This is a genomic window from Phocaeicola oris (assembly GCF_021295095.1).
GTDB lineage: Bacteria > Bacteroidota > Bacteroidia > Bacteroidales > Bacteroidaceae > Phocaeicola > Phocaeicola oris.
In genome coordinates this window covers 26,925-51,332 of sequence record NZ_JAJLQX010000012.1, presented here as the reverse complement: position 1 = coordinate 51,332, position 24,408 = coordinate 26,925, and the positions used below count along the sequence as shown (strand labels likewise).

At 35.3% G+C, this 24,408-nt stretch carries 19 protein-coding genes; 5 read left to right on the top strand and 14 right to left on the bottom strand.

The window, feature by feature from the left end; all coding sequences use genetic code 11:
- Positions 1-30: 30 nt before the first annotated feature.
- Both LO761_RS07475 and LO761_RS07470 read left to right on the top strand, forming a co-directional pair.
- Positions 31-927, top strand: a complete 897-nt coding sequence (locus tag LO761_RS07475; protein ID WP_272817664.1) for a YitT family protein — start codon at positions 31-33, stop codon at positions 925-927.
- Positions 924-1,505: a non-canonical purine NTP diphosphatase gene (locus LO761_RS07470; RefSeq protein WP_272817663.1), complete on the top strand. Its 582-nt coding sequence runs from the start codon at positions 924-926 to the stop codon at positions 1,503-1,505. The genes LO761_RS07475 and LO761_RS07470 overlap by 4 nt, the downstream gene beginning before the upstream one ends.
- A gap of 345 nt (positions 1,506-1,850) precedes the next feature.
- Here LO761_RS07470 and LO761_RS07465 read toward each other — a convergent pair whose 3' ends face one another.
- A complete protein-coding gene (locus tag LO761_RS07465; protein WP_272817662.1) occupies positions 1,851-2,255 on the bottom strand; it encodes an A1S_2505 family phage non-structural protein in 405 nt (134 codons plus the stop codon).
- A gap of 84 nt (positions 2,256-2,339) precedes the next feature.
- Here LO761_RS07465 and LO761_RS07460 point away from each other — a divergent pair, with 84 nt between their 5' ends.
- The gene (locus LO761_RS07460; protein WP_272817661.1) at positions 2,340-4,151 is read left to right on the top strand and encodes a DUF4091 domain-containing protein; all 1,812 of its coding nucleotides are present in this window, start codon (positions 2,340-2,342) and stop codon (positions 4,149-4,151) included.
- A 21-nt stretch (positions 4,152-4,172) separates the two neighbouring features.
- Here the strand turns inward: LO761_RS07460 and ccsA are convergent, their stop codons facing one another.
- The 8 genes from ccsA to LO761_RS07420 all read right to left on the bottom strand — a co-directional run bounded on the left by ccsA (position 4,173) and on the right by LO761_RS07420 (position 16,987).
- Entirely contained in the window at positions 4,173-6,371 is a 2,199-nt protein-coding gene (ccsA, locus tag LO761_RS07455) for a cytochrome c biogenesis protein CcsA (RefSeq protein WP_272817660.1), read from the bottom strand.
- 16 nt (positions 6,372-6,387) lie between these two features.
- Positions 6,388-7,461: an imelysin family protein gene (locus LO761_RS07450; RefSeq protein WP_272817659.1), complete on the bottom strand. Its 1,074-nt coding sequence runs from the start codon at positions 7,459-7,461 to the stop codon at positions 6,388-6,390.
- Positions 7,462-7,533: 72 nt separating this feature from the next.
- Positions 7,534-9,237 carry a di-heme oxidoredictase family protein gene (locus tag LO761_RS07445; RefSeq protein ID WP_272817702.1) on the bottom strand — a complete coding sequence of 568 codons (1,704 nt, stop codon included), beginning with the start codon at positions 9,235-9,237 and terminating at the stop codon, positions 7,534-7,536.
- Between the two features lie 109 nt (positions 9,238-9,346).
- The gene (locus LO761_RS07440; protein WP_272817658.1) at positions 9,347-10,600 is read right to left on the bottom strand and encodes an imelysin family protein; all 1,254 of its coding nucleotides are present in this window, start codon (positions 10,598-10,600) and stop codon (positions 9,347-9,349) included.
- Positions 10,601-10,636: 36 nt separating this feature from the next.
- The gene (locus LO761_RS07435; RefSeq protein ID WP_272817657.1) at positions 10,637-11,977 is read right to left on the bottom strand and encodes a hypothetical protein; all 1,341 of its coding nucleotides are present in this window, start codon (positions 11,975-11,977) and stop codon (positions 10,637-10,639) included.
- Positions 11,978-12,240: 263 nt separating this feature from the next.
- The gene (locus LO761_RS07430) at positions 12,241-13,314 is read right to left on the bottom strand and encodes a BF3164 family lipoprotein (RefSeq protein WP_272817656.1); all 1,074 of its coding nucleotides are present in this window, start codon (positions 13,312-13,314) and stop codon (positions 12,241-12,243) included.
- Between the two features lie 12 nt (positions 13,315-13,326).
- On the bottom strand, positions 13,327-14,106 hold the full coding sequence (locus LO761_RS07425) for a radical SAM protein (protein WP_272817655.1): 780 nt from the start codon (positions 14,104-14,106) through the stop codon (positions 13,327-13,329).
- Between the two features lie 832 nt (positions 14,107-14,938).
- Positions 14,939-16,987: a helix-hairpin-helix domain-containing protein gene (locus LO761_RS07420; RefSeq protein WP_272817654.1), complete on the bottom strand. Its 2,049-nt coding sequence runs from the start codon at positions 16,985-16,987 to the stop codon at positions 14,939-14,941.
- Positions 16,988-17,071: 84 nt separating this feature from the next.
- Here LO761_RS07420 and LO761_RS07415 point away from each other — a divergent pair, with 84 nt between their 5' ends.
- On the top strand, positions 17,072-17,665 hold the full coding sequence (locus tag LO761_RS07415; RefSeq protein WP_336385767.1) for a DUF4294 domain-containing protein: 594 nt from the start codon (positions 17,072-17,074) through the stop codon (positions 17,663-17,665).
- Here the strand turns inward: LO761_RS07415 and LO761_RS07410 are convergent.
- Both LO761_RS07410 and LO761_RS07405 read right to left on the bottom strand, forming a co-directional pair.
- The gene (locus tag LO761_RS07410; protein WP_272817653.1) at positions 17,660-18,202 is read right to left on the bottom strand and encodes an RNA methyltransferase; all 543 of its coding nucleotides are present in this window, start codon (positions 18,200-18,202) and stop codon (positions 17,660-17,662) included. The genes LO761_RS07415 and LO761_RS07410 overlap by 6 nt on opposite strands.
- A 495-nt stretch (positions 18,203-18,697) precedes the next feature.
- Complete coding sequence (locus LO761_RS07405) at positions 18,698-19,654, bottom strand: NAD-dependent epimerase/dehydratase family protein (RefSeq protein ID WP_272817652.1); 957 nt, start codon at positions 19,652-19,654, stop codon at positions 18,698-18,700.
- Between the two features lie 165 nt (positions 19,655-19,819).
- On the opposite strand from LO761_RS07405, the gene kbl reads away from it, so the two are divergent.
- Positions 19,820-21,010, top strand: a complete 1,191-nt coding sequence (gene kbl, locus LO761_RS07400) for a glycine C-acetyltransferase (RefSeq protein ID WP_272817651.1) — start codon at positions 19,820-19,822, stop codon at positions 21,008-21,010.
- A gap of 512 nt (positions 21,011-21,522) precedes the next feature.
- Here kbl and LO761_RS07395 read toward each other — a convergent pair.
- Genes LO761_RS07395 through LO761_RS07385 form a run of 3 tightly spaced genes read right to left on the bottom strand, consistent with a single transcriptional unit; the run spans position 21,523 to position 24,408 of the window.
- Positions 21,523-22,542, bottom strand: coding sequence for a zinc-binding alcohol dehydrogenase family protein (locus tag LO761_RS07395; RefSeq protein WP_272817650.1), 1,020 nt, complete (start codon positions 22,540-22,542; stop codon positions 21,523-21,525).
- A gap of 11 nt (positions 22,543-22,553) precedes the next feature.
- Positions 22,554-23,471 (bottom strand): amidohydrolase family protein, encoded by a 918-nt coding sequence (locus LO761_RS07390; protein ID WP_272817649.1) that lies wholly within the window; start codon positions 23,469-23,471, stop codon positions 22,554-22,556.
- A gap of 4 nt (positions 23,472-23,475) precedes the next feature.
- Entirely contained in the window at positions 23,476-24,408 is a 933-nt protein-coding gene (locus LO761_RS07385) for an aldo/keto reductase (RefSeq protein ID WP_272817648.1), read from the bottom strand.

Below are 24,408 nucleotides of genomic sequence, written 5' to 3'. Positions count from 1 at the left end.
AGATAAATTATCAACCCTAAATCTAATGCCATGAATGCACCTTTAATAGAAAATATTAAGAAAGAATGGAAAGATTATGTCGTCATCGCTATAGGAACTATCATAATCTCCATGGGATTTGCTGTTTTCCTGCTGCCTTATAAATTAACAACAGGTGGAGTAACCGGTCTGTGTACTATTATATACTATGCGACCGGAATAGAAATCCAATATACCTATATGCTTATCAATATTATTTTGTTAGGTATTGCATTAAAGGTTCTTGGAATGAGGTTTCTCATAAAAACTATCTTTGCTACCATTGCTCTTTCCTTTTTTCTTGGCTTGGCTCAGGCCATTGTAAAGAACGGAAATCCCGATTTTCCACAGCTTCTTGGAGAGAATCAAGAGTTTATGGCTGCCGTTGTTGGAGGATGTATGATTGGCTTAGGTGTCGGAATGGTTTTCAGTAAGAACGGTAGCACGGGTGGTACGGATATCATTGCTTGGGTTATTAATAAGTATAAAGACGTTTCGCTCGGCCGATTGATGATGTACTGCGATATTATTATTGTTACATCGTGTTATTTCGTTTTCAACGATTGGAAACGAGTACTCTTCGGATATTGTATCCTCTTCATTACTAACTTTGTTCTCGATTACGTTATCAACTCTGCCCGTCAATCGGTTCAGTTTCTCATCTTTTCAAAGAAATACAATGATATTGCGGAAGCGATTAACACTCAGGTGAGGAGAGGAGTAACATTACTCGACGGAACTGGGTGGTACAGCAAACAAGATTTGAAAGTAGTAGTGGTACTGGCTCGAAAGAATCAGGCACTCGACATCTTCCGATTAGTCAAAGAAATAGATCCAAACGCCTTTATATCACAAAGTAATGTTGTTGGTGTTTACGGAGAAGGATTTGATAAACTAAAAGTCAAATGAAAAAGAAATTAGTTTTTGCGTCAAATAATGCACATAAGTTATATGAAATCAAAGAGATACTTGGCAATGATTATGACATTTTAAATTTGCAAGACATCAATTGCCACACAGATATTCCGGAAACAGCTGACACGCTCGAAGGGAATGCTTACTTAAAGGCCTCATATATCTTTGAACATTATCATACGAATTGCTTCGCCGATGACACAGGTCTGGAAGTGGAGGCTTTAAACGGAGCTCCCGGCGTCTATTCTGCCCGTTACGGCGGGGGAGAGGGGCATGATTCGGCAGCCAACCGTAAAAAGCTTCTTGAAAATATGACTAATAAGTCAGATAGAAAAGCTCGTTTCCGCACGGTCATTTGTTTAATTGAAGACGGAGAGAAGCATTTCTTCGAAGGAGAAGTTAAAGGACAAATCATTCAAGAAGAGCGTGGAACATCCGGTTTCGGATACGACCCCATCTTCATTCCTGACGGATATGACAAAACATTTGCTGAGTTAGGAGAGGAGATAAAGAATAAAATCAGCCATCGTGCCCGTGCCGTTGCCAAACTTTGTGAATACTTGTCTAAGTAACTGACCCTTTTTCGCAAAAACACACTAAGGCATCGTGGGCAGGAATCACTATACCAATTATTCTTTAATTAGTATACGGTAACTTTATCATAAAGAGATTATGAAAAGTGATATGTATGAATTGTCCAACTCATACGTATATTCATTTGTTTCACTCTTGTGAGACATTTGTTTCACCTATGTGATTCACTTGTTTCACTCTTGTGAAACGAAGAAATCTTCTGATAGATACGGCAACTTATATGCATTTCTTTTCATGTTCATACGTATCAGATTAGTACGTGATATTGTTAATCCCAAATATCATGTATTTATCGGAGAAAAATCATAAGTCGATTGACTTCTCTAAACCTTATTCTTTTCCAATACATTCCAGAAATCCTGAGGTAAGGCAATATTTTCCACATTTATTGCATCTTTAAATAAAGGAGCAATCTCCTCAACAGTAAAACCGGCAATACCACAACCGATTCTGGTAACAAGAAAGAATAATTCTTTGTGCTGTACGGCAAATGTTATAAACTGATTTACATAAGGTTTTATAACATCAATCCCACCATGCATGGTAGGAATGCCATAACTTTGTCCTTGTAAACCAACGCCTTGTCCCCATATAGCGCCAAAACGACGATAAGCCAGGAGGGCAGCCCCGCCACCATGACTTCCGTTTAAATTACTACCAAAAACAAAAATCTCATTATCCTTCAAAGAGGTAATGAATTCAGGGGTGATTCTATTTTCTTTCTTCATAATCGCATTCTAAATAGATAGGTTTAATACCCAAATATAAGAAAAACTTATTATCTTTGGCTGAAATTGAAAAACGATCACACCATGAAAACAAAATTCAAAGTATTAACCTTATCATGTTTCTGCCTGTTTGCACTGCATACTGCAGCTCAAGAGCCCAATGGGAAGACTCTTACAGGAAGAAATACCAATCAACCCATCTTTCCTCAAAAAGAATATATTGAACTATCCAATCCGATTGCAGTCAATCCTGTGGATTGGAATAAAGTAAATGGAACCAATGTCCGTTGGGGGTCAACAGATGTTCGATACAAAAAAGAAGTTCCACCCACCATTTTAGGAAGTGATTCCGAACAATTGATTGCCTGGCGGGGTGAACGTGTTGCTGCTCAATTTGTTGTTTGGAATAAAGAAGCACTGCCCAATCTTAACTTCGAAGTATCCGATTTGACATCCGGAAAAAATGTTATCTCAAAAGATAATATACTCGGTTCATTTGTCCGTTATGTGATGACTGATGAGTTGAACAAAGATAAAAACGGCGCATGTGGCAACCGTCCGGACCCAACCCAATGGGATTCTACTTTGGTTGCCGATGTACTTGACCCAATAACTATTACTAAACAGTTGTCCTTACCGGCCATGAATACTCAAGCCGGATGGGTTCGTGTTTGGGTTCCTCAAGAAGCAATTGCCGGTACTTATGTAGGAAAAATAACCGTAAAAAGCGGCGATAAACTATTGAATACTTTAACTTTAAAAGTAAAAGTAAAGAATCGTACCCTCCCGGCTGTTCAAGATTGGAAGTTCCATCTTGATTTATGGCAGAATCCGTATGCCATTGCCCGCTATTATAAGGTTGAGCCTTGGAGCAAAGAACATTTCGATGTCATGCGTCCTATCATGAAGATGTACCAACAAGCCGGTGGAAAAGTCATCACGGCATCTATCATGCATAAACCTTGGAACGGCCAGACTTACGATTATTTTGAATCCATGATTACTTGGGTGAAGAAATTAGACGGCACTTGGACTTTCGATTTTTCTATCTTCGATAAGTGGGTTCAATTTATGATGGATCTTGGAATAAAGAAAGAAATAGGGTGTTACTCAATGGTTCCTTGGGCTCTGCAATTCCAATATTTTGATCAGGCAAGCAATTCCATGCGTTCTATTAAGACGCAACCGGGCGACACTGAATACGATGCTATTTGGACTCAGTTGCTTAAATCATTTGCTCAGCACTTGAAAGAGAAAGGCTGGTTCGATATCACGCATATCTCAATGGACGAGCGCAGTTTGGATGTCATGCTGAAAACGTTAAAGATTATTCATAATGCCGATCCAAAGTTTAAGATTTCCATGGCCGGCGGTTTGCATAAAGAGTTATTAGATGAATTAAACGATTACTGTATTCCTATTCGTTTAAAATTCTCGAAAGAAGCTATAGAAAGCCGTCGTGCAGAAGGTAAGGTTACTACATACTACACTTGTTGTGCCGAACCCTATCCCAATACCTTTACATTCAGTCCTCCGGCTGAAGCAGAATGGATTCCGCTTTATGCAGCAAAAGCAAATTTAGACGGTTATCTTCGTTGGGCACTAAACAGTTGGGTTCCAGAACCATTACTTGACAGTCGTTTCACCAATTGGGCTGCCGGAGATACATATTTAATCTACCCGGGAAGAACAAGCATTCGCTTCGAGCGTCTGACTCAGGGTATTCAAGATTACGAGAAGATCTTCATTCTACGTGATGAGTTCACAAAGAAAGGAAATAAATCTGCTTTGTGGAAAATTGAAAATGCGTTAAAGCCGATGGACGAATTAAAATTAAACACCATTCCGGCTGCCAACGATGTCAACAGAATAAAGAAGATATTAAATCAATTCTAATTGGTGAAAACTATAAGTAGCTCACGCATAGCTATGCATACCACCTAATAAATAATTTACTCCGAAATAAGTCATCAGCACTGTAAGAAAAGCTAAGAGCATGAATACATGGTAAGCTGATGGCTTATTTAGTTTTGGTAAAGTAGTAGTATGCATCGCAATAGCATAAACCATAAAGGTAATGAGTGCCCAGACTTCTTTTGGATCCCATCCCCAATAATTTCCCCAAGAGACATTTGCCCAAATAGCTCCAATAAATATCCCTATTCCTAAAAGAGAAACAGCTGGATAAAGAAACAAACGAGAAAGAAGTTGCAGCGCCTCTCCCTGCAGACGAAACAATAAGCCCATTACAGCACATAAGAATGTTAAAGAAAGCAAAGCAAACGACATCATAATCATTGAGACATGAATGCTTAACAATGGTGATGCTAACACCGGCATCATGGGGGTAATTTGCGGATCCATTTGCCCAATATAAGCCACTAACAAAAAGAATCCGGAAAGTAAAAAGCCAAACGTTAAAACAATAGGGAACTTCTTGTATACTATAAAAGTAATGAGCATAATAAACCAAGCCAAAAGAAGCATCGTTTCATATCCATTCTTCATGGGAATTTCTCCACTTATTATCCAGCGAAGTATCCCACAGTAAGTCAGCACTAAAAAAGAAATAATTAAAATAAGCAACGAAATGGTCAGAGCATTTTTGCTTCGGTGAGGTAATATAGCCCCTTTTTTAGATAAACGAAAAATAAAATAAAATAAGGTAAGGAATCCCATTGTAAGATTCACCATAAATAATGCCTTAGCAAAAGGAAAAGCATTATAAAGATATTCTGCCTTTATCTTCATGGCATTAGGTAAAGAAGAACCACCATGTTTAATTTGGAATTCCTTTACCTTACTTAACAAGAGAAGAAAATGATCTATATTTTCATTAGATACATCCTCTTTAAAGACCTTTAATATATTTTCCATCAGGAATTGATCAGCCTGATTTATTCCCGTAGGTTTCTTACTGTCCGAAGCATACCAAGTGGTTTGCCCGTCCAACGTATATGGATAGATCTGAAGTGCTGAACCTCTTCTAAGAGAAAAAATTAGTTCTAATTTCTCATCCGTTTCTGCTACCGCTTTATGAAAGCTATCTTTATTTCCCCGATAATAATCTTGAAGGAATTCACCTAAAATATAATTACCATCTTTAAAGAACGAACGAAAAGAAGTATATTCCGGAAGAGACAGTTTCTTCCTCATCGACATATCTTTAACCCGAATAATTGGCTGATTATCCCAATAGCTCTGATAAAATAAAAAACCGGTCAGTACTTGTTCTGCCGTATAACCTTTATACAATGCTTCATGATAAAGCTTTTTAGTAAAATCTATGGCATAAGTCTGCAACGGACAAATCCTATTATTATATAATATATTTAATTCTGAGAATTGTTTTGCAACTTCCCTTGGCAATACATTTGCTGCTTGCATATTTAATGCAAAACAAAAAAATAAAACAGCAAGCATCCCCCTTTTCAGAAGTGGGCTTTTTAATAATCGTCTGTAAGTTCCTTTGGGATCACATAAAATCCAAATCAATGAAAGAAAAAGTAGCGCATAGCCAAAATAGGTAACAGTAATCCCCAACGGGTCAACATTTACAGCTAAGTAACTACCTTGCCCATCTTCATCATACGATGATTGGTAAAGACGAACAGAGTGAAAAGAGTAAATTTTATTCATGGAAATGACTACATTCTGCTGCCCATTCTTATCAGTTACCTGAATTTCACTGATATAATCTTGTGGAGCTTCTGTTCCTTGATGATAAGTAATACGAAAAGATTTCAAAAGAATTATAAAAGGCAGTTTTTTCTCTACGGAATGAAAAGAACTTTCATTCACAATATAAGTATCTACCGGTTCATTTATTCGAAGATGAAGAACTCCTTGCTCACCAAAAAGATGAGTCTGTAAAGCTCCAAATAATATAACAATAAAAGAACAATGTAAAAGGATAATGGATAATCGTCGTATTCTGCGCTGAAAAAAATAAATAATTGCCGTACAAACTAATATGCCCCATAACAAACAAAACCACCAAGAGCCATAAATCGTTTCCTTGACAAATTGATTACTTACATAGCGATCGATAAATGTAGCTATTCCTAATACTACAACTAATATAAAATAAACAATAAAAAGAACTCTCTTTAACATACGATATGCTTTTCCTTTACATATATTCTATCGCTTTTTCAAGTGCTTCAGTAAGATTATTACAAGCATTTATAGCATTTCCTACTTGCGAATTATTATAATTATATACAAACGGCGCAGGTATTTTCTTTATCTCAACTTTAGCATTCTCTATTGCGTCTTCAACCAACTTACAAATTTCAATATTCTTCTTTATAAACCACGCATGAAAACTTTTATTTTCATTACGTAAGTTATCATAACCACCATACCATATACATTCTATTCCTTGAAGATTATATTCCAAATCTTCTATAGAAGTATAACTATGAGGTGATTCAATATAATGATAACTATTTTTATTATAAGGTTCACCAAGCTTGATATATGCTATTTCATCAGATATTCCAGCACATCCGGAATCTCCAATTAATATTGCCTCCGACGCTGCTTTAACCGTTTTATAAATACTATTACTTTGGCCTATAGAATAGAAATTCTGTTTAAAAGGTTTATCACCACTATTCCAACCTTTAACAACAACACTAAATTCATCACATATATAATGGCTTACTCCAAGCGCATAACTCATTTCTATATCAGTTATATCATTAATATTACGATTTTTTCCTTCCCGAAAAAGAACATATTCAATAGCATGAAAACCTTTCACACTTGAAGATAAAGCGTCTATATTCATGGCCCCGTCTTTATCAATAGTTTGTCCGCCATTAGCAACGTGATTATTATATTCATCATAGTCCATAGGCCAAGAATTGATATTAGCATCAACGCTATTAAAAGAATTAGGTCCCAATTGGAATGCCTCTGTTAATTCATATAGAGCCCTGGCTTCAAGAAATATACTACACGCTTTATTAACATTATCTTGAGTTTTATCCTTTTTCATTAAAGTAAGCTGAACAAAAAGTTCATCAACTTTTGTCATAAGCTTATCATGAATAGGATTTATAGTAGCATCTACTACTTGAATCAAAACATCATTAAGATTGATTTCGTTAGTTATAGGTATCTTTTCTTCGTTATTATTACACGATAATACACATAAAGAGAAAATAAAGAAACACAGAAAAAATAATTTTAATTTCATATTAATGATAAGAATGTCCACAAAAAGTAGCTTTTATAAGACAACTTTTTGTGGACATATATTAATTAACAGTTAAATAGCATCGATAAACGCAACTACTGCATCACGATCTTCTTTAGAAAGATTATAGAATTTCTGTGAAGCTGTATATGCATCACTCTCTGAACTGTAACCGTGCCACATAATAGCCTCAATAACATTACGAGCACGGCAATCGTGCAAACGATCGGAAGCACCGGTTTCTTGCTCTGAAAGTCCACGCCCCCAAAGCGGAGTTGTACGGCACCATCCGGTGCGAATATCATTGATCATGTGTAATTTATGCTGAATCATATCAGTATAAGGCCAAATGGTTTGATGCGCATAAGTTGGAAGTTCACCTTGACCTTTAACAACAGCATCTTTCCAATAATCATCGTTACCTGTCTCCCATGAAGGACGATGACAAGTAGCACAACCCATTTCAGCAAATAATTGCTTGCCCTTTTGAACTTGCTTTTTATTCAAATCGCGAGCCATAGGAACAGCCAGACCTCTATGCCAAACCATAAAATCATAATAATCAGCATCACTCATTTCTTCCTGACCATTAGAAACAAAATGCTTAGCATATTCATCAGCATCAGCTTTTGTATTCAAACCAAGAAGTTTATTAACCATATAACTGATACTGTCTTTACTACCATCAGCATAATATGGATGAAGTAAAGAAGTTTTGGCAGAACCACTATTCTGAATAGTAGAAATAACACTTTCTTCTTCAGACATAGCTTTTGCCCAAGCCTTAGTACTATAAAGATAATGACGATCGGAACGAGTTACATTCGTAATATTCCAAATAGCATTTGCACCAGGACCATCTTGTAACGATCCACGAGTCAAAGCATAAGTAAATTTCTTTATTCTCTTGGCACCATCAGCTAAAGTATACCAAGCAGAAGGTGCCCAATCATTTGAAGTTTTATCCCACATAGCAGGATTTAAAGAAACATAAGGAGCTTCCTTCGCATATTGATCTTTTAAAGAATCATCTGAAATGGCATCAAGTAAAGCTGAACCATATACTCCAATAGTTGATTCCAGACGAACTTCATAATTCTCCGGCTTTGGGTTTGTATTAAAAGCCGACTCATCTATTGTTACTTCCGGATAGATTAACGAATATGTCTCACCGTCAGGAAAAGTGTTATTATGTTCATCTGTAGCATTTAACCATTGAATATGAATTCCACTCTCATCAATAGGAGGAAGAAAAGGAGACATTGCCCGCGTTTGAGGCATACCTGTTACTTCCGTTATATAACTGTTAGCAGCATAAGATACACCTTGAGAAGTTGTACCAGCAGTTGGATGGTATACTACCAACAGATAACCATTACCCTGCATATCAGCATTATAAGTTGTCTGACGTTTACCATGTCCATACGAAGGATGACAATATAAACAGCCCGGACGAATCCAAGCCGGCCCTAATCCTCTTCGAGGAAAAGTATTCAATGTATAATCATTCTCGAAGAAAGTCTCTCCTTTTTTAAAGTTCATATACATTCCATTGTTCTCTACATAAGGGGAAGGATTCGAGTAGCAACCCTGTTCATTGCTTGTTGTTCCTAATTCTCCTCCCGGATACCATTCTGCCTTAGTAAATACATCATTAGCTTCCCCTGTTTCTCCATTTATCGTATTGCTTTTAGTATTATCCTCTTTATCATCACTACAAGCAAACAATCCGACAGATAACATTCCTAATAGAAGCATTTTGTTTACAAACTTCATTTTCATAATTTAGATATTTTTGCACCTAAAAGAAGCAGTTCTTTATTACTCCCTATCGTTGTTATTTAGTATTTAATCTTAATCTACAAATGATTATAATCCTCTATTATCAATCCTTCGAACTTTGTATATAATCATTAGCTGCATTTAATGCATTAACCAATTCTGTACACGCAGACATTGCTGTCGCGCATTGTGAACTTGTATAGTTCTTAACAAATGGTTTCGGAATAGCATTAATAGCCGACTGAGCATTGTCCATAGCTTTTTCTACACGTTGACCAATTGCTGTATTATATTTGGCAAAGTAAACAGAAAAAGAAATACCGGAAACTCTGTTTCCTAAAGAACCTCCCATCCATATATTCCTTATACTTTCAATATTATCATAGAAGTCTGTTAAAGAATTATAACTATAAGGTGATTCAATATAATTGATATCCTTACCTGTATAAGGATTGCCAATCTTTACATTTCCAACCTCATCGGCAATACCTGCTGCGCCACCATCACCTACAAGTACAGCACTTGCCGCATTTCTAACACTTGAATAAGTACTACCGGCTTCACCAGAAATTTTCATGTTTTTTCCATAAGAATTACCACTTGTTAAAGTAGTTGACCACTCCAAATCACTCATTACCGAAAAATGAGCTGCCGGAGCTTTTTCATTCCAAGAAGTTTCCAAACGATAACAACTATTACGTAAATCACCGCAAACTGCTAAAGCATAAACCATTTCATATTCTCCAGAAAATGAAGTGAAATCCAAACCATCCTTATTATAAGAATCATATCCGTTAAATTCTGATGCAGGTCTTGGCGAACCGTCACGGAAAAGAATAAATTCTACTCCATGAAATCCTAATAAATTTTGACCTAAGTTTGTATTAGCATATTCAGGACCATCATCACCATCTAATTTATTTACCATATTTGTACTACTTAGCAATGTCCAAAGCTGATCAAGATCAAGTGGCCAAGAATCAATATGTGGATCAATACTAAAATCAGCGGCAGCACCCATCAGAAAAGCCTCACTTAACTCATAATTAGCACGAGCTTTTTTCCAACTTGTACAAGCTGAATTAACCATGTCTTGAGTAACGGATTTAGTAGCAGCTGCAGAACGAATAACTTTCATTTCATCGTATAAATTTGAACAATCAGCAGCTAAAGCTTGGTAAATAGGGTTAATAGTTCCATCAACATTCTGAACTAAAACTTGTTGCAGCAATTTATCACCAGCCGATAACTCATTCTCGTTAATAGGATCATCATTATTTTTATCACAAGATGACATGCTAAACAATGTAGTCAATACAATAACTACAAGTCCAAGTAAATTGAAATATGTTTTCATACTTATTAATTATTAAAATAAAATTTTCAACATTAATTAAAAAAAGAAACCTTGATATGCTATTCCTAATGAAACAGAAGGTTCGTTATTATACCGACTCTTTAAAAATCGATAAGAATATTCTCCCTTTACAACTATCTGGGGTAAAGGGAAATAGTTCAATCCAACAGCTATCCTGTTTTTATCGGTATAAGGATATTCCGGTTGTGAATTTCTGTTTGGAACATAAGAATCATAATATTCATATCTTCCAAATATGTACATCTTTTGCTCTTTTTCTCTTAAAGAATGTATTTGAGAAAAGATATCATAACCTGCTTCAATGCCATAAGCTAACGCATTCTTTCCAACATGATCAGACGAATACGGACTTGTTTTTGTTTGGCGGCCCGGTAAATTATAAACAGAAACAGCATCACCTAAATGTCCATAATCTGCATTACCGCGAATAATCCAGTTATATCCTTTATAGGTAAAGTCGAATGTACCTATAGCCACAGCGCCTTTTAGTTTACTTGCTGTACCATTTGCGTCACGAGTTAATGCATTATCAATGCTATGTCCATAATATCCAGAAATACCCATTCTCAAACCCGGAATAGAATAATTATCTATGCGAATCATTCCGGCATATTTATTTGCAACTTCAAATTCAAGGGCTGTACCTGCTCCTTTATGAATCCATTTGTCACGTGTAAAATACATGGCATTTAGCCCTGGAAGAAACTGAACTTCATATCTCCATTTCTTTGATCTTCCCCATAAACTTATACCCGTTTGGTGCCATGTACTTGGAAGAATAGTATATTCACCTTCAGGACGATAAACAGTAAAGAAATTCAAAGGTTCATGAGAATTATTCAGTCCGCCGACTGGAACAACAATATGTCCTACCTTTATATTTAATAAACGGGAAAAAGACTTTTGCAACCAAAACTGTTCCAATTCTACTTCACCGCCTTTCTCTACTTCCTGTTCCCACTCACCACTCTCTTCAAATTCTTTTTCGTATGCTGTACCGGTACCTCCATGTTCAAATTCAATTTCAGTACCCATTGTCCAACCACGTCCAAAATCATAATTCAAATAGATAACAGCATGAGGAATGTCAAACTTTCCATGGCTCGGATCATGCTTATATTGACCTGGTTTACTATACCTGTACACATTATCACTAAAAAACTCTCGAGTAAAAGCAACTTCACCATAGCCACCAACGGTTAAGCGTGATTTTAAATTATATTTTGATATTTGTTGTTTAATCTCTTTGCTCTCATTAACTTCATCATCCCCATAAAGACTTTCCGTTTTTTGAGCAAAACTAAAAGAAGAAATACACCATATCAAACTTAATATTAATACAATTCTTTTTCTCATTTTTACAGTATTTTTTCCTTGCAAAAATATTTCGAAAAGAAAAATATACCAATAACTAAAAATAAGTAAAAAATAGAAGAAATAACAATGATAAATACCTACTACATGTTGTTAGTTTAACTACACATTGATTCTATAAATAAAGTAACTGTTTTCCTTAATGAACGCAAATAAAAAGAGACAAAAGTATAGTTACCAATTAAAGAAGAAACTCTCAATCAAAACATTATTTATTATGGAATTATTTCCCTAAAAGATAGTAATTATTTTAAGCTAAGTTTGACCAACTCAGGCCGACCATTGGTTAAAATTGTGGCATAAAAAGCAGATTCATCCTGAACACTCTTCGTAAGCGACTGAATGGATCTATTTATTTTATAACTGCTTATATAGTTTCCATCCCAATCAAACTTCAAAATCCAATTGGGTAAGTCATTTACGGTCATACCTTCCTTTACCTTCGCTCCGGCATATACCATATAAATGTATTCGTTATCGGCTGTGCAATTCAGATAAGCGTATGGAATGGGAAACTTGAATATGATGCGATAAAAACCCTCATCGCCTTTGAAATTATATTTCGGAGCAATATTCACCGGACCAACTACCGAACGAATGAGTTGAAGCTCTGAGTTATATATTTCCAACTGAGAGTCGTAAAGTTGACCATAGATAATACGCGCCTTATCTTCGTTAACCAATATCTGCCCGTTTATTGACAAATTTTTCACATAATATTTATACGAACGGTCCATGGTATAGTTATCGCCGGGCTTCATAATGAGAAAGCGTGACTTACCCTGATTAATTCGCATATCCTTATTATGAAAATAATCGGGATTCTCAACCAACATATTATCATAGAACGGAGCAGCTTTCCGAACACCAATCTTACTATATTGAATCGGATGAACAATATATTTCGAGTTATTTAACACCGAATCTATATTCAAAGCCGCAACCTGTGACATGATAGAGTCATTGAGAATCAATAGATTTCGGTTCACTATTGCCTCTGTTGAAAGTAATCCGTCGGCACCATTACCCAAATGATAGAGTTTGGCAATAGATTGTCCGGAATTCAGGTTATAAAAGTCAACCAAATGTTCACTATCCAATCCTTTATTCAACACAATAAGAATGCTGTCTTTATAAACATAACATAACTTCGCATCTTTCAAGCTGTCAATAAAAGTTAATGGCTCCTCTTTCAGTACCTTAGCTGAAGTAATAACTTCCTGACCGATGTTTATAACGTTTCGCTTTTCGATTGATGGAGTACAACATACTAATACCAAGCATATTAGTAATAAACAAAAATGAATAAAATTTTTCATAGCTCTATCTTATTAATACGATGCAGAGCACGGAATACCTAATGCCCGCACTTTTTCCGCTATACTGTCGAGCTCCTCGTGCGTTGCTTTTTTCAAATCATCATCGGGGGTTTCTCTATCAATGGTATACACCATAACTTGCTGAGGCTCAATAGCCCGTACAGCATTCAACCAAGGAAGAACATAATTATCCGATGTATTATCCACGTCCTTATCGCCAAACTTACCTTTCATGAACATGGTTTGAATAATAACATGGCCTTTAAAGTTAATCATATCATTAATAACTTGCTTCACATTATAATTCGACTGCAACGGACGGTCAACTAATGAGATATAAGAGGAATCGATAGTATCCAGTTTCAATATATTGTTATCAACTTTTTTTAATGCAATAAACACATCGGGCTTATGAATCATGGTAGAATTACTCAATACGCTGACTTTTGCATTGGGGAAATAAATATTCCGTAAAGCAATAACATCATCAACGATACCGGCAAAATCGGGATGGGCTGTCGGTTCTCCATTTCCGGCAAAAGTAAGTACGTTCGGAGTCGGCCCGTTACTTTGCATTTCTTTCAACTTTGCTTCTAATGCCACACGTACTTCCTCACGGGTAGGTAACGGATGACGCGGACGACGATCTTCATTAAATCCACACTCGCAATAAATGCAGTTAAACGTACAAAACTTACCATCTTCAGGCAACAGATTGATCCCCAAAGACACCCCCAAACGCCGACTCATAATAGGTCCGAATATAGGAGAAGGATAAATAACAGTTGGCATCTTTCTATTTTTTATTTACAAAATACAAAGATATAAGGAAATAACGAATAATGAATAATGAAAAATTAAGAATCTGATGCTCTCATTAACACGTTTCACTCCCTTCACTATAAATCATTATTACATAATTTATTAACATGAGTTCGACAAATCTAAATAAAACAAGCTGTGTATCATTATTTCTACTTAAACAGACAAACAAATCTTTAGAGAAATCAATAACATGCAACTACTACTCCGATACGTAGAAACAAAGAAAGTAAACCATATAAGTTGCCATATTCATCAGAAGTATTTTTCGTTTCACAGATGTGATTCACTTGTTTCACAAATGTGATTCACTTGTTTCACAGATGTGATTCGCTCGTTTCACTAGTGTGAAACAAATGAATTATACGTATGAGTTGAGTAATTCATACGGATTACTTTGACTAATCTCTTTGTGAGTATTTTAACGAACCTGATAAAAAGGTAAAAACACAGTTTAAACATACTATAACGGCTTATTCTACCTTTGTAGGCTTCTACATGACTCTTCTGTTATTTCATCGAACATACGTTAAAGCATATTTTCATGGAGTCAAAAAAACTTGTAAAAGTCATCTGATAGACAAAATAATTCAATAAATTTGCTTTCGTTAATCATAACGATTATTAAATTAAAAGGAAGGGTAACACGAAGCTAATTTTGAGATTTCTATTTACTCACTATTCTGTTAACTTTATTATTTATAGATTCAGTTTTCATAATAAGAGAAAACATTCCATCCGATCCCACAAACATTAAAAGAAAGTTGTACTTTTAAAATATCACATAATAACATCTCCGTTTTTAAAACTTCCATCGAACTTGTAAATAAAGATCTCGTTTGTTCTTTCCATTAATCAAATCTAAACCCGTTCCAATGGATTCCTTGTTTGTATAATGCGTCCATCCGTATTTCAACTGAACAATTAATTTTTCTGTAATAGCATAACGAGCGTTCAACGCGAAACGGAGACCCTGATAAAAGAACGATGGAATGGAGAATGAATACAACAATCCTTTCTCATATAAATAAATACGACTGTTATAATCATCCGTATCAAACCATGTTATAGCTAAATTTGTTTGAAGTGGTAACCGCAGAAAATGATAGTCTGCGCTCTGAGAGATTAAATATCCCATTTTTATTTTCCTATATTGATAATTGTTCCAATTATACGCTACTGTCGTTTTCAAACGCAACTGTTCATTCGGTTGGTAATTAAGCTGATAACGGATACGTTGCTGATAATACGGAATAGTTTGCTTTTCCGATTTACTCACCTTATAATCTTTATCTTTCTTTTTAAACCGATATCGTAAAGACATATTTAGTTGATAACTCGGTGAATAACTTAGTTGAAAAAGTCCGTCGAATCCGTTTGTTCCATTTTTACTAACCAAATACTTTTCATAGGGAAAGTAGAAGAAATCGCCATAAGCTACTAAAGAGGTATTGGGTAAAATCTTTGTTTCCAATCCAATATACATTGCATTCTCGTTTTGAATCAATCCTCCCTCAGAAACTGAACGAGCATACAAACTTTGATACTTTGCATCATAATACCTGTTCATAACTATAAACTGAGTTTTCAAATTCGGTGAATAACGTAACATATTTAACGTAGCAATACGCCCCTTTTTATCCATTGCTGTCTCACCCAACAATGTAAATCGGTTTAAGAAGAACTTATAATTTGCTCCTATATTAAAAAAATCGCGACCTTTAGGATAATACTTATTATACGATCTCTCCATAGGTTTCAACACTTTATTAAAAACATTATAAACAGCTGTTAATCCTAATTCAGAATATTTCCCATTATAGTTTAAATGACTGCCCATTACTTGATTATGAAAAGTATTCTTCTTTTCATAATCCTTTTTTAACCGATGTAATCCATCTTTTTTCAACGAAGTTATGAACAAGTTATCCACTTTTCCGTCCATATTGCGAAAAGAGTAAAAAGCATCAATAGTCCAACGCTTGGTTAATCGTATACTTGATCCTATTCCCTGAAGATAATTATACTCATCTGTCGATGAATGTTTCTTTAACCCCACACGCCTATTGAATAAAGTGTTTAATGTGACAGTCTTTCCCAACAGGAAATCTGTATTCATCACCAATCCATATCCATAACTTGCCCGATAATTTCCTAATACCAAAGTTTTTAAATGATTAATATCATGTATGATAAAATAAGGAGAATAGTAATCGTATCCCTTTTTGTTTTTTCCCGAAAAGAATGGTTCACCGGCATCATTCTCGGCAGTCAATCCAAAATAAATTCTATTACTATAATGAAAACCATATCGTAAGCTGTGATGATAAGGATATCCGATATACTGCTTATTTGGATTCTTAGCCAACACTTTCTGACTATGCGTTTTATATCCTTCTCGAAAGTAAAAAGGAATATCCATTCGAGCTGTCAATTCATGCTTACCATATTTTATAATATTCTTGATATTAAGAGGTTTAGATGTTTTATCCAATGGCTGAAAAGTTACAAAAGGTTTCAATTTATTCATTGTCTCTTTGTCCATACCTTCCACCATCATCAATTCCTTATATGTTAACATCGACCCATATTTATATAAGTAATAAAGAATATTCTCTATTAACTCATCGGAAAGAAAAGGAAAACATTCCAATTGCTCTTTTGTAGCCATATTTATATTTAAAGGAGTAACCAAATAATCCGCCAAATCTTCAAACAATACTTCACCTTGAACACTGCCATTCTCTATAGCCTGTTCTGTTAACTCTTCTAATATATCTTGTGCCCGATTATGAACAGGAAAACTTATTAAAAGATAAGCAATTAATAACTTTTTTAATAGTTGAGCCATTGGGTATTTAATATTATGTGTTTTATACTAAAAATAATTATAGCTTAGTTAAGTAATCAGTTTTCTTAGTACTTTTGTAATGGTATGAAAAGAAAACTCTTTATATTATTTTGTTTGTCAATTATTACTTTAGCAGCATCAGCACAAGATCTGTCTACTAAAATAATGGGATATCGTGTTCCGGCAACGATATATAAAGGAGATACTATAGCATCATTAAAATTACCAATGATTTATATTTTTAAGCCTCTGATTTTTAAGAATAAAAGACAAGAAGCAAATTATTATAAATTAATTCGTAATGTTAAAAAGACATTACCATTAGCAAAAGAAGTCAATGGTATCATTTTGGAAACGTACGAGTATCTCCAGACTTTACCACCTGAACAACGTTCCAAACACTTAAAAAGAGTAGAAAAAAGTATTAAACAACAATATACACCAAGAATGAAGAAGTTAACTTTATCACAAGGTAAATTATTGATTAAATTGGTGTATCGCGAAACTAATTCATCATCATACGATTTAGTCAAAGTCTTTTTAGGCCCTATGCGTGCTTGGTCATATCAATTATTTGCTTCTATGATGGGAGCCAGTCTTAAAAAAGAATATGATCCCAATGGGGAAGATAAACTTATTGAAAGAATTGTTCTTCAAGTGGAAAACGGACAATTATAACTCATTTAAAGTTATTTGTTGCTGTGCGAATTCCCATAATACTATTCCTGCGGTAACTGATATATTCAAAGAATGTTTAGTTCCATATTGCGGAATTTCTATACAATCATCCGAAACATTAACCACTTCTTGTTGAACTCCTTTCACTTCATTCCCGAAAATAACAGCATATTTCTTATTCTTATCTAAACAAAAATTATTAAGCATAGTACTTCCTTCAACTTGTTCAATAGATAAAATAACATAACCTTCATCACGAAGCTCTTTTACCGCTTCTATAGTATCCTTTTTATAAATCCAATCGACAGAATCTTCAGCGCCTAAAGCTGTTTTATGAATTTCAGCATTAGGAGGAGTAGCTGTTATACCACACAAATAAATACAATTAACTCGAAAAGCATCTGAAGAACGAAATACAGAACCCACATTATATAAACTGCGTACTCCGTCTAAAATTACAACTAACGGTAATTTATTGGCCTTTTTAAATTCATCTACTGTCATTCGATTTAGTTCAGTTATCTTTAGTTTTCTCATAAGGATTAAATTTGTATCTACAAAGATAACAACTTATTTACATTACCTGTTAATAAACAATGGAAAACATGTTGAAACACTTTTAAAACTTTCATTTGTATTTTTCATTCTTATTTATATATGCTCATCTAAACAAGTAAAACAAAAGAAAAAGATATTTTTTAATAGTCTACTTTCAACATCAAAGAAATTACTTTTCACTATAAACCTAATAAAGAAATATAAACTTTACACGTTTTAAACAAATCGTTAATAATAAACGTAAATCATATATAATCAAATAATTATTAAGTTAATAAGGTATTTAAATAAGTTCATTAAAAAAATAATAACTTTGAATCCAACAAAATATAGCATTATTTATGAACTTTATGAACATCTTATTATAATTATCATATAGTCTTATATAAATTAAAATATAAAAAATAATAATATTATATAGTTCATAAAAAAGGCGGACTGATATAGCCCGCCTGTATATGAAAGTATGTTTGATTACTTTGTAAATTTGATTTTTAGCTTTGTTAGCATATCCTTAGTCATGGCATCTAAGTCGTATTCCGGTTTCCAATCCCATTCAGAACGAGCACAATTGTCATCCATCTTATTTGGCCAAGATTCGGCAATTTCTTGCCGAAGTGGATCGACATCATACATCATTTCAAAATCTGGAACATATTCTTTAATTTTATGATAAATGATTTCCGGATCAAAACTCATAGAAGCGATATTAAATGAATTACGATGAATGAAACGAGTAGGGTCTGCTTCCATAATTTCAATGGCAGCACGGAGTGCATCGGGCATGTACATCATATCCATAAAAGTTCCTGCTTTAATAGGACAAGTAAACTTTTTGCCTTGAGCCGCATAGTAGTATATATCGACAGCGTAATCGGTGGTACCACCCCCCGGAGGAGTAACATAAGAAATTAATCCCGGGAAGCGAACAGAACGAGTATCTACACCAAACTTATGAAAATAATAGTTGCCAAGTAATTCACCTGTTACCTTTGTTACGCCATACATTGTTTTTGGCTGTTGAATAGTATCCTGAGGAGTCTCATTTTTTGGGGCATTAGGACCGAATGAACCAATGGAACTTGGAGTAAATACAGCACATTTTAATTCTCTTGATACTTCAAGAACATTCATTAAGCCACCAATGCCAATCTTCCACGCAAGTTGAGGTTTTGCTTCTGCAACAGCTGAAAGTAATGCTGCTAAATTATAAATAGTGTCTACATGATACTTCTTAACAGCATCCGCGATTTGTTGAGCATTTGTAATATCAACTATCTCCGATGGCCCCGATTCTGCTAATTCTCCTTTAGGTTCGGCACCGTGGATGTAGCCGGCTACAATATTCCCATTTTTATAAATCTCTCTAAGTTTCATGGTTAATTCCGAACCTATTTGTCCGGTTGAACCAATAATCAATACGTTTTTCATTTATAATAAGATTATCAAATATCAATTTGTCACAAATATAGTGACTTTATACCTCATTAATGAAATTTTCCTATAGATATTTCTTTATTATCAGAAAATTTTTAGAACTTTGTAAATGAAAGTAATAAAGAAAGTATGTTTAACTCAATATAAAAATTTAATATTATGTATGGAAAGGTAAAAGAGTTTCTTACAAAGGAACTGTCTGACATTAAAGCTGCCGGATTATATAAAGAAGAACGAATAATTACTACTGCTCAACGTGCTGATATTAAGGTGCAGCCGAATAAGGAAGTTCTTAATTTCTGTGCAAATAATTATTTGGGTCTTTCAGATAATACACGATTAATGAATGCTGCTGTTGAAACTATGAAAACACATGGTTATGGTATGTCTTCTGTTCGTTTTATTTGTGGAACGCAGGATATTCATAAACAGTTAGAAGCAGCTATCTCTGATTACTTTCATACTGAAGATGCTATTCTTTATGGTTCGTGCTTTGATGCTAACGGTGGTTTGTTTGGTGGAATTCTCTCTAAAGAAGATGCCATTATCTCTGATGCATTGAATCATGCTTCTATTATTGATGGGGTTCGTCTTTGTAAAGCAAAACGTTATCGTTATGCGAATGCAAATATGGAAGAGCTTGAAAATTGTTTGAAAGAGGCTCAAGCTCAACGTTTCCGTATCATTGCGACGGATGGTGTGTTCTCTATGGATGGAAATGTTGCTCCAATGGATAAGATTTGTGCTTTAGCAGAGAAGTACGATGCTATGGTAATGGTTGATGAGTCTCATTCCGCAGGTGTTGTTGGACCAACCGGACATGGTGTTGCAGAGCAGTTCAACTTGTATGGCAAGATTGATATATTTACCGGTACATTAGGTAAAGCATTCGGCGGTGCTATGGGCGGATTTACAACTGGTCGAAAAGAAATTATTGATATGTTGCGTCAGCGTTCTCGTCCGTATTTGTTTTCTAATTCTATTGCTCCGGGTATTGTTGGCGCAAGTATTGAGATGTTTAAGATGTTAAAAGAAAGCAATGATTTGCATACCAAATTAGTGAATAATGTTAATTATTTCCGTGACAAGATGCTCGTTGCAGGATTTGATATTAAACCAACTCAAAGTGCTATCTGTGCAGTCATGTTGTATGATGCTAAGTTATCACAAGATTTTGCTAACAAAATGCAAGAAGAAGGGATTTATGTCACCGGATTCTATTATCCTGTTGTTCCGAAAGGTGAGGCTCGTATTCGTGTTCAGCTATCTGCCGGTCATGAGAAAGAGCATTTGGATAAAGCTATCACTGCATTTATTAAAGTTGGAAAGGAATTGAATGTTTTGAAATAAGGTAAAGCACATTTTATAAATTGAGCCGTATATTCATCTTTTTTAGAGGATATACGGCTCATTTTTAAATTAACTATAATCGGTTACTGTTTCAACGCATATAAACAAAGAAAATGATACATATAAGTTTTCGTATTCATCAGAAGATTTTTTCGTTTCACTTCTGTGAAACAAATGACTCACTTCTGTGAAACAAGTGACTCACCTCTGTGAAACAAGTGACTCACCTCTGTGAAACAAGTGACTCACCTCTGTGAAACGAATAAATCATCCGCGTGAGTTAGACAATTCATTCACATTACTTTATTTGACTGCGCTGACAAATAAGTAAATCAAGTATAGTCTTCGGAACAAACAGAAGAATACATTCTATTTTATTCAAGAAATAAAGTTATTTCATCTCCAAAGAATTGTTCTCTTTCATACGGATGGTATCATCTTTTATTGAATAATACTTTATGTTGTTAATTTTATAGTCGACGTGAGTTGATAAATTACTGAACCGCTTTTTCTTATTCAAACGAGACTAAGATACGGAAAACTTTGGCCGGATTAGCTGTCCATCTTTGCATGGCACCTAATGCCTGTTCCGGTTTAACCACTTCAGTAATCAGTTCGTTTATCGGATATGTCTTCTGTTCTAAATAATGAATCACCGCTCTGAAATCAGCATGCAAAGCATTCCGTGAACCACGGATGTCGAGTTCTTTCTGTACAAAGAGTTTTGTTTGGAACGTAACGTCGCTTTTCGAGTATCCAATACAAATAATTCTGCCGGTAAAGCCGACTTCTTCAACGGCCATAACATAAGTAGCCGGACTTCCTACTGCTTCAATTACTATATCAGGTCCAAAGCCGTCTGTCAATTGCTGAAGCTTTTCGTGTATATTCTCTGTTTTCGAGTTAATTGTGTATTTTGCTCCAATTCTTTTAGCTAATTCCAATTTATAGTCATCTAAATCGACAGCAATGACGGTAGCTCCTCTCAATGCTGCACGTGTAATGGCCCCTATGCCAATCATTCCGCAACCGATGACCATAACCGTATCGATATCTGTAACCTGAGCTCTTGAAACAGCATGAAAGCCGACACTCATCGGTTCAATAAGTGCACAATCGCGAGGAGTGATTTCTTTTGCCGGAATAACCTTCTCCCATGATACTGTTAAGAATTCTTTCATAGCCCCGTTACGTTGGACTCCTAAAGTTTCATTATGTTCACAAGCATTTACTTTTCCGTTCCGACATGCGGCACACTTTCCGCAGTTGGTATATGGATTCACGGTGACCGCCATTCCAACTTTTAGAAAATCAGGAACGTCTTCTCCTATTTTCTCAATAGTCGCGCCAATCTCGTGTCCGGGAATGACAGGATTCAGCGCCATCAGGTTTCTTCCTAAGAAAGTGTTCAGATCCGATCCACAGAATCCGACGAAATGGATTTTTAATAAAACTTCTCCTCTTTTCAGTTGGGGAGTGCTAATATCAATGACCTTCATATCGGAAGGCGCTGTTATTTGAATAGCTTTCATATAATCATTGTTTATTCTGACATATTTTTAATATATGGTAAGTCGACGAGGTGTTTAAAGTTAAAGAATTGTCGGGCATTTTGTCCAAGTATCTGTTCTTTTTCATTATCCGACAATTCTTTTGATTTAGTAATGAAGTCGTACGACATTTTATAAGTGATGGCTGTGATGGTGCGCGGGTAATCAGATCCCCACATCAATTTGTTTACACCAACCAGTTCAATTATTTTTCGAACAGCCTTAATAGCGTTAGGAAAAGGATAGAATTCCTTATTAAAGAGCCAGGTAATACCGCCCATTTCAATCATGATATTCCGGTGGCGAGCAAGTTTTATTTGTTCTTCCCATTGGGGAAAAGTTACCATCCCCATGTGTCCTATGGCGATCTTCAGATGTGGACATTCTTGAATAATCTCTTTCATAGGTGGAATGTGTTGGTCTCCCTCAGCCAGACAGATAGAAAGAATCATATTGTTTTGTTCCATCAGATGAAAGAGTTCCATCATCTCTGGACTGTTTAGATTCATTCCGTGTTTCTGAGCAAACACTCGGTGAGCAGGAATGGCAAAGCCTTTAAATCCTTTTTTTATCAGGCTTGTAGATTCTTCCATAAAGTTGCCGTTTTGAAAGTCGGGCATTCCATATACAAAGAATCGGTCAGGATAAGTAGCTTTTACTTCTTCCAGATAGTTATTTTGTTGTCCATCAATGATTTCCTGTGTAATAACAGCGGCAGATACTTGTGCATAATCCATATTCGAAAGGAAGACTTCTGCGCTGTTCCGCCCGTCTACCATAAACGGTGGGAGCATCTGTCGTTCTTCTCCGAAGAAAAGTGATCGTCCGTTTTTTAACGTTTTAATGGGGAAACCGTTAACTGTAGTATCCTGCTTTAGCCAGAGATGGGCATGAGCGTCAATTATCTTCATATTATCATGTATTTTTCCAACTTACTCTCATCTGGTTGCCAATAATCTTTTGTACTTCATTCACCAAGTCGGTATTGATGGGCTCTTCCACATATTGAATATTACGAAGGACATTGTCTGGATTGGCCGAGCTAAAGAGTGTAGTAGTGACGCGAGGGTTTGACACTGCATATTGAATAGCCAATTTTTCAATCGGATATCTTTTTTTATTGCAGAAATCAGCAACTCTTTTACAGGCTTCAACCAATTCCTTTGGTGCCGGATGCCAATCGGGAACACCACGCATGGATAACAGCCCCATGGCAAATGGAGATGCATTGATAACTCCAACTCCTTTTGATTCAAAATAATCAAGAAAGTCAGTTAGCTTATCATCATTGAGACAGAAATGACAAAAATTTAATATGCTTTCGACAGTACCTGTTGGGACATGATCGACTACCCATTTTAAGTTTTCCAATTGAAGGTCGGTAATTCCAACGTGTTTGACGACCCCTTCCTTTTTGAGTTCAACCAAAGCCGGAAGGGTTTCATTAACAACTTGATTTAAATCAGCAAATTCTATGTCATGGACATTGATGATGTCAAAGAAATCAACATGCAGACGTTGCATACTCTCGTAAACACTTTCTTTAGCCCGTTTTCCTGAATAATTCCAAGTGTTGACCCCATTTTGACCGTATCTTCCTACTTTAGTAGAGAGGAAGTATGCATTGCGCGGGATATCTTTTAATGCTTTCCCCAAAACAGTCTCAGCTTTATAGTATCCGTAATAAGGGGACACATCAATGAAGTTAATGCCATGTTCAATAGCTGTAAAGACAGCTTTAATTCCTTTTTTCTCGTCGACCTCGTGAAATACACCGCCTAAAGAGGAAGCTCCAAAGCTCAAACAGGAGATGTTCATTCCTGTCTTTCCTATTGTTCTGTATTCCAT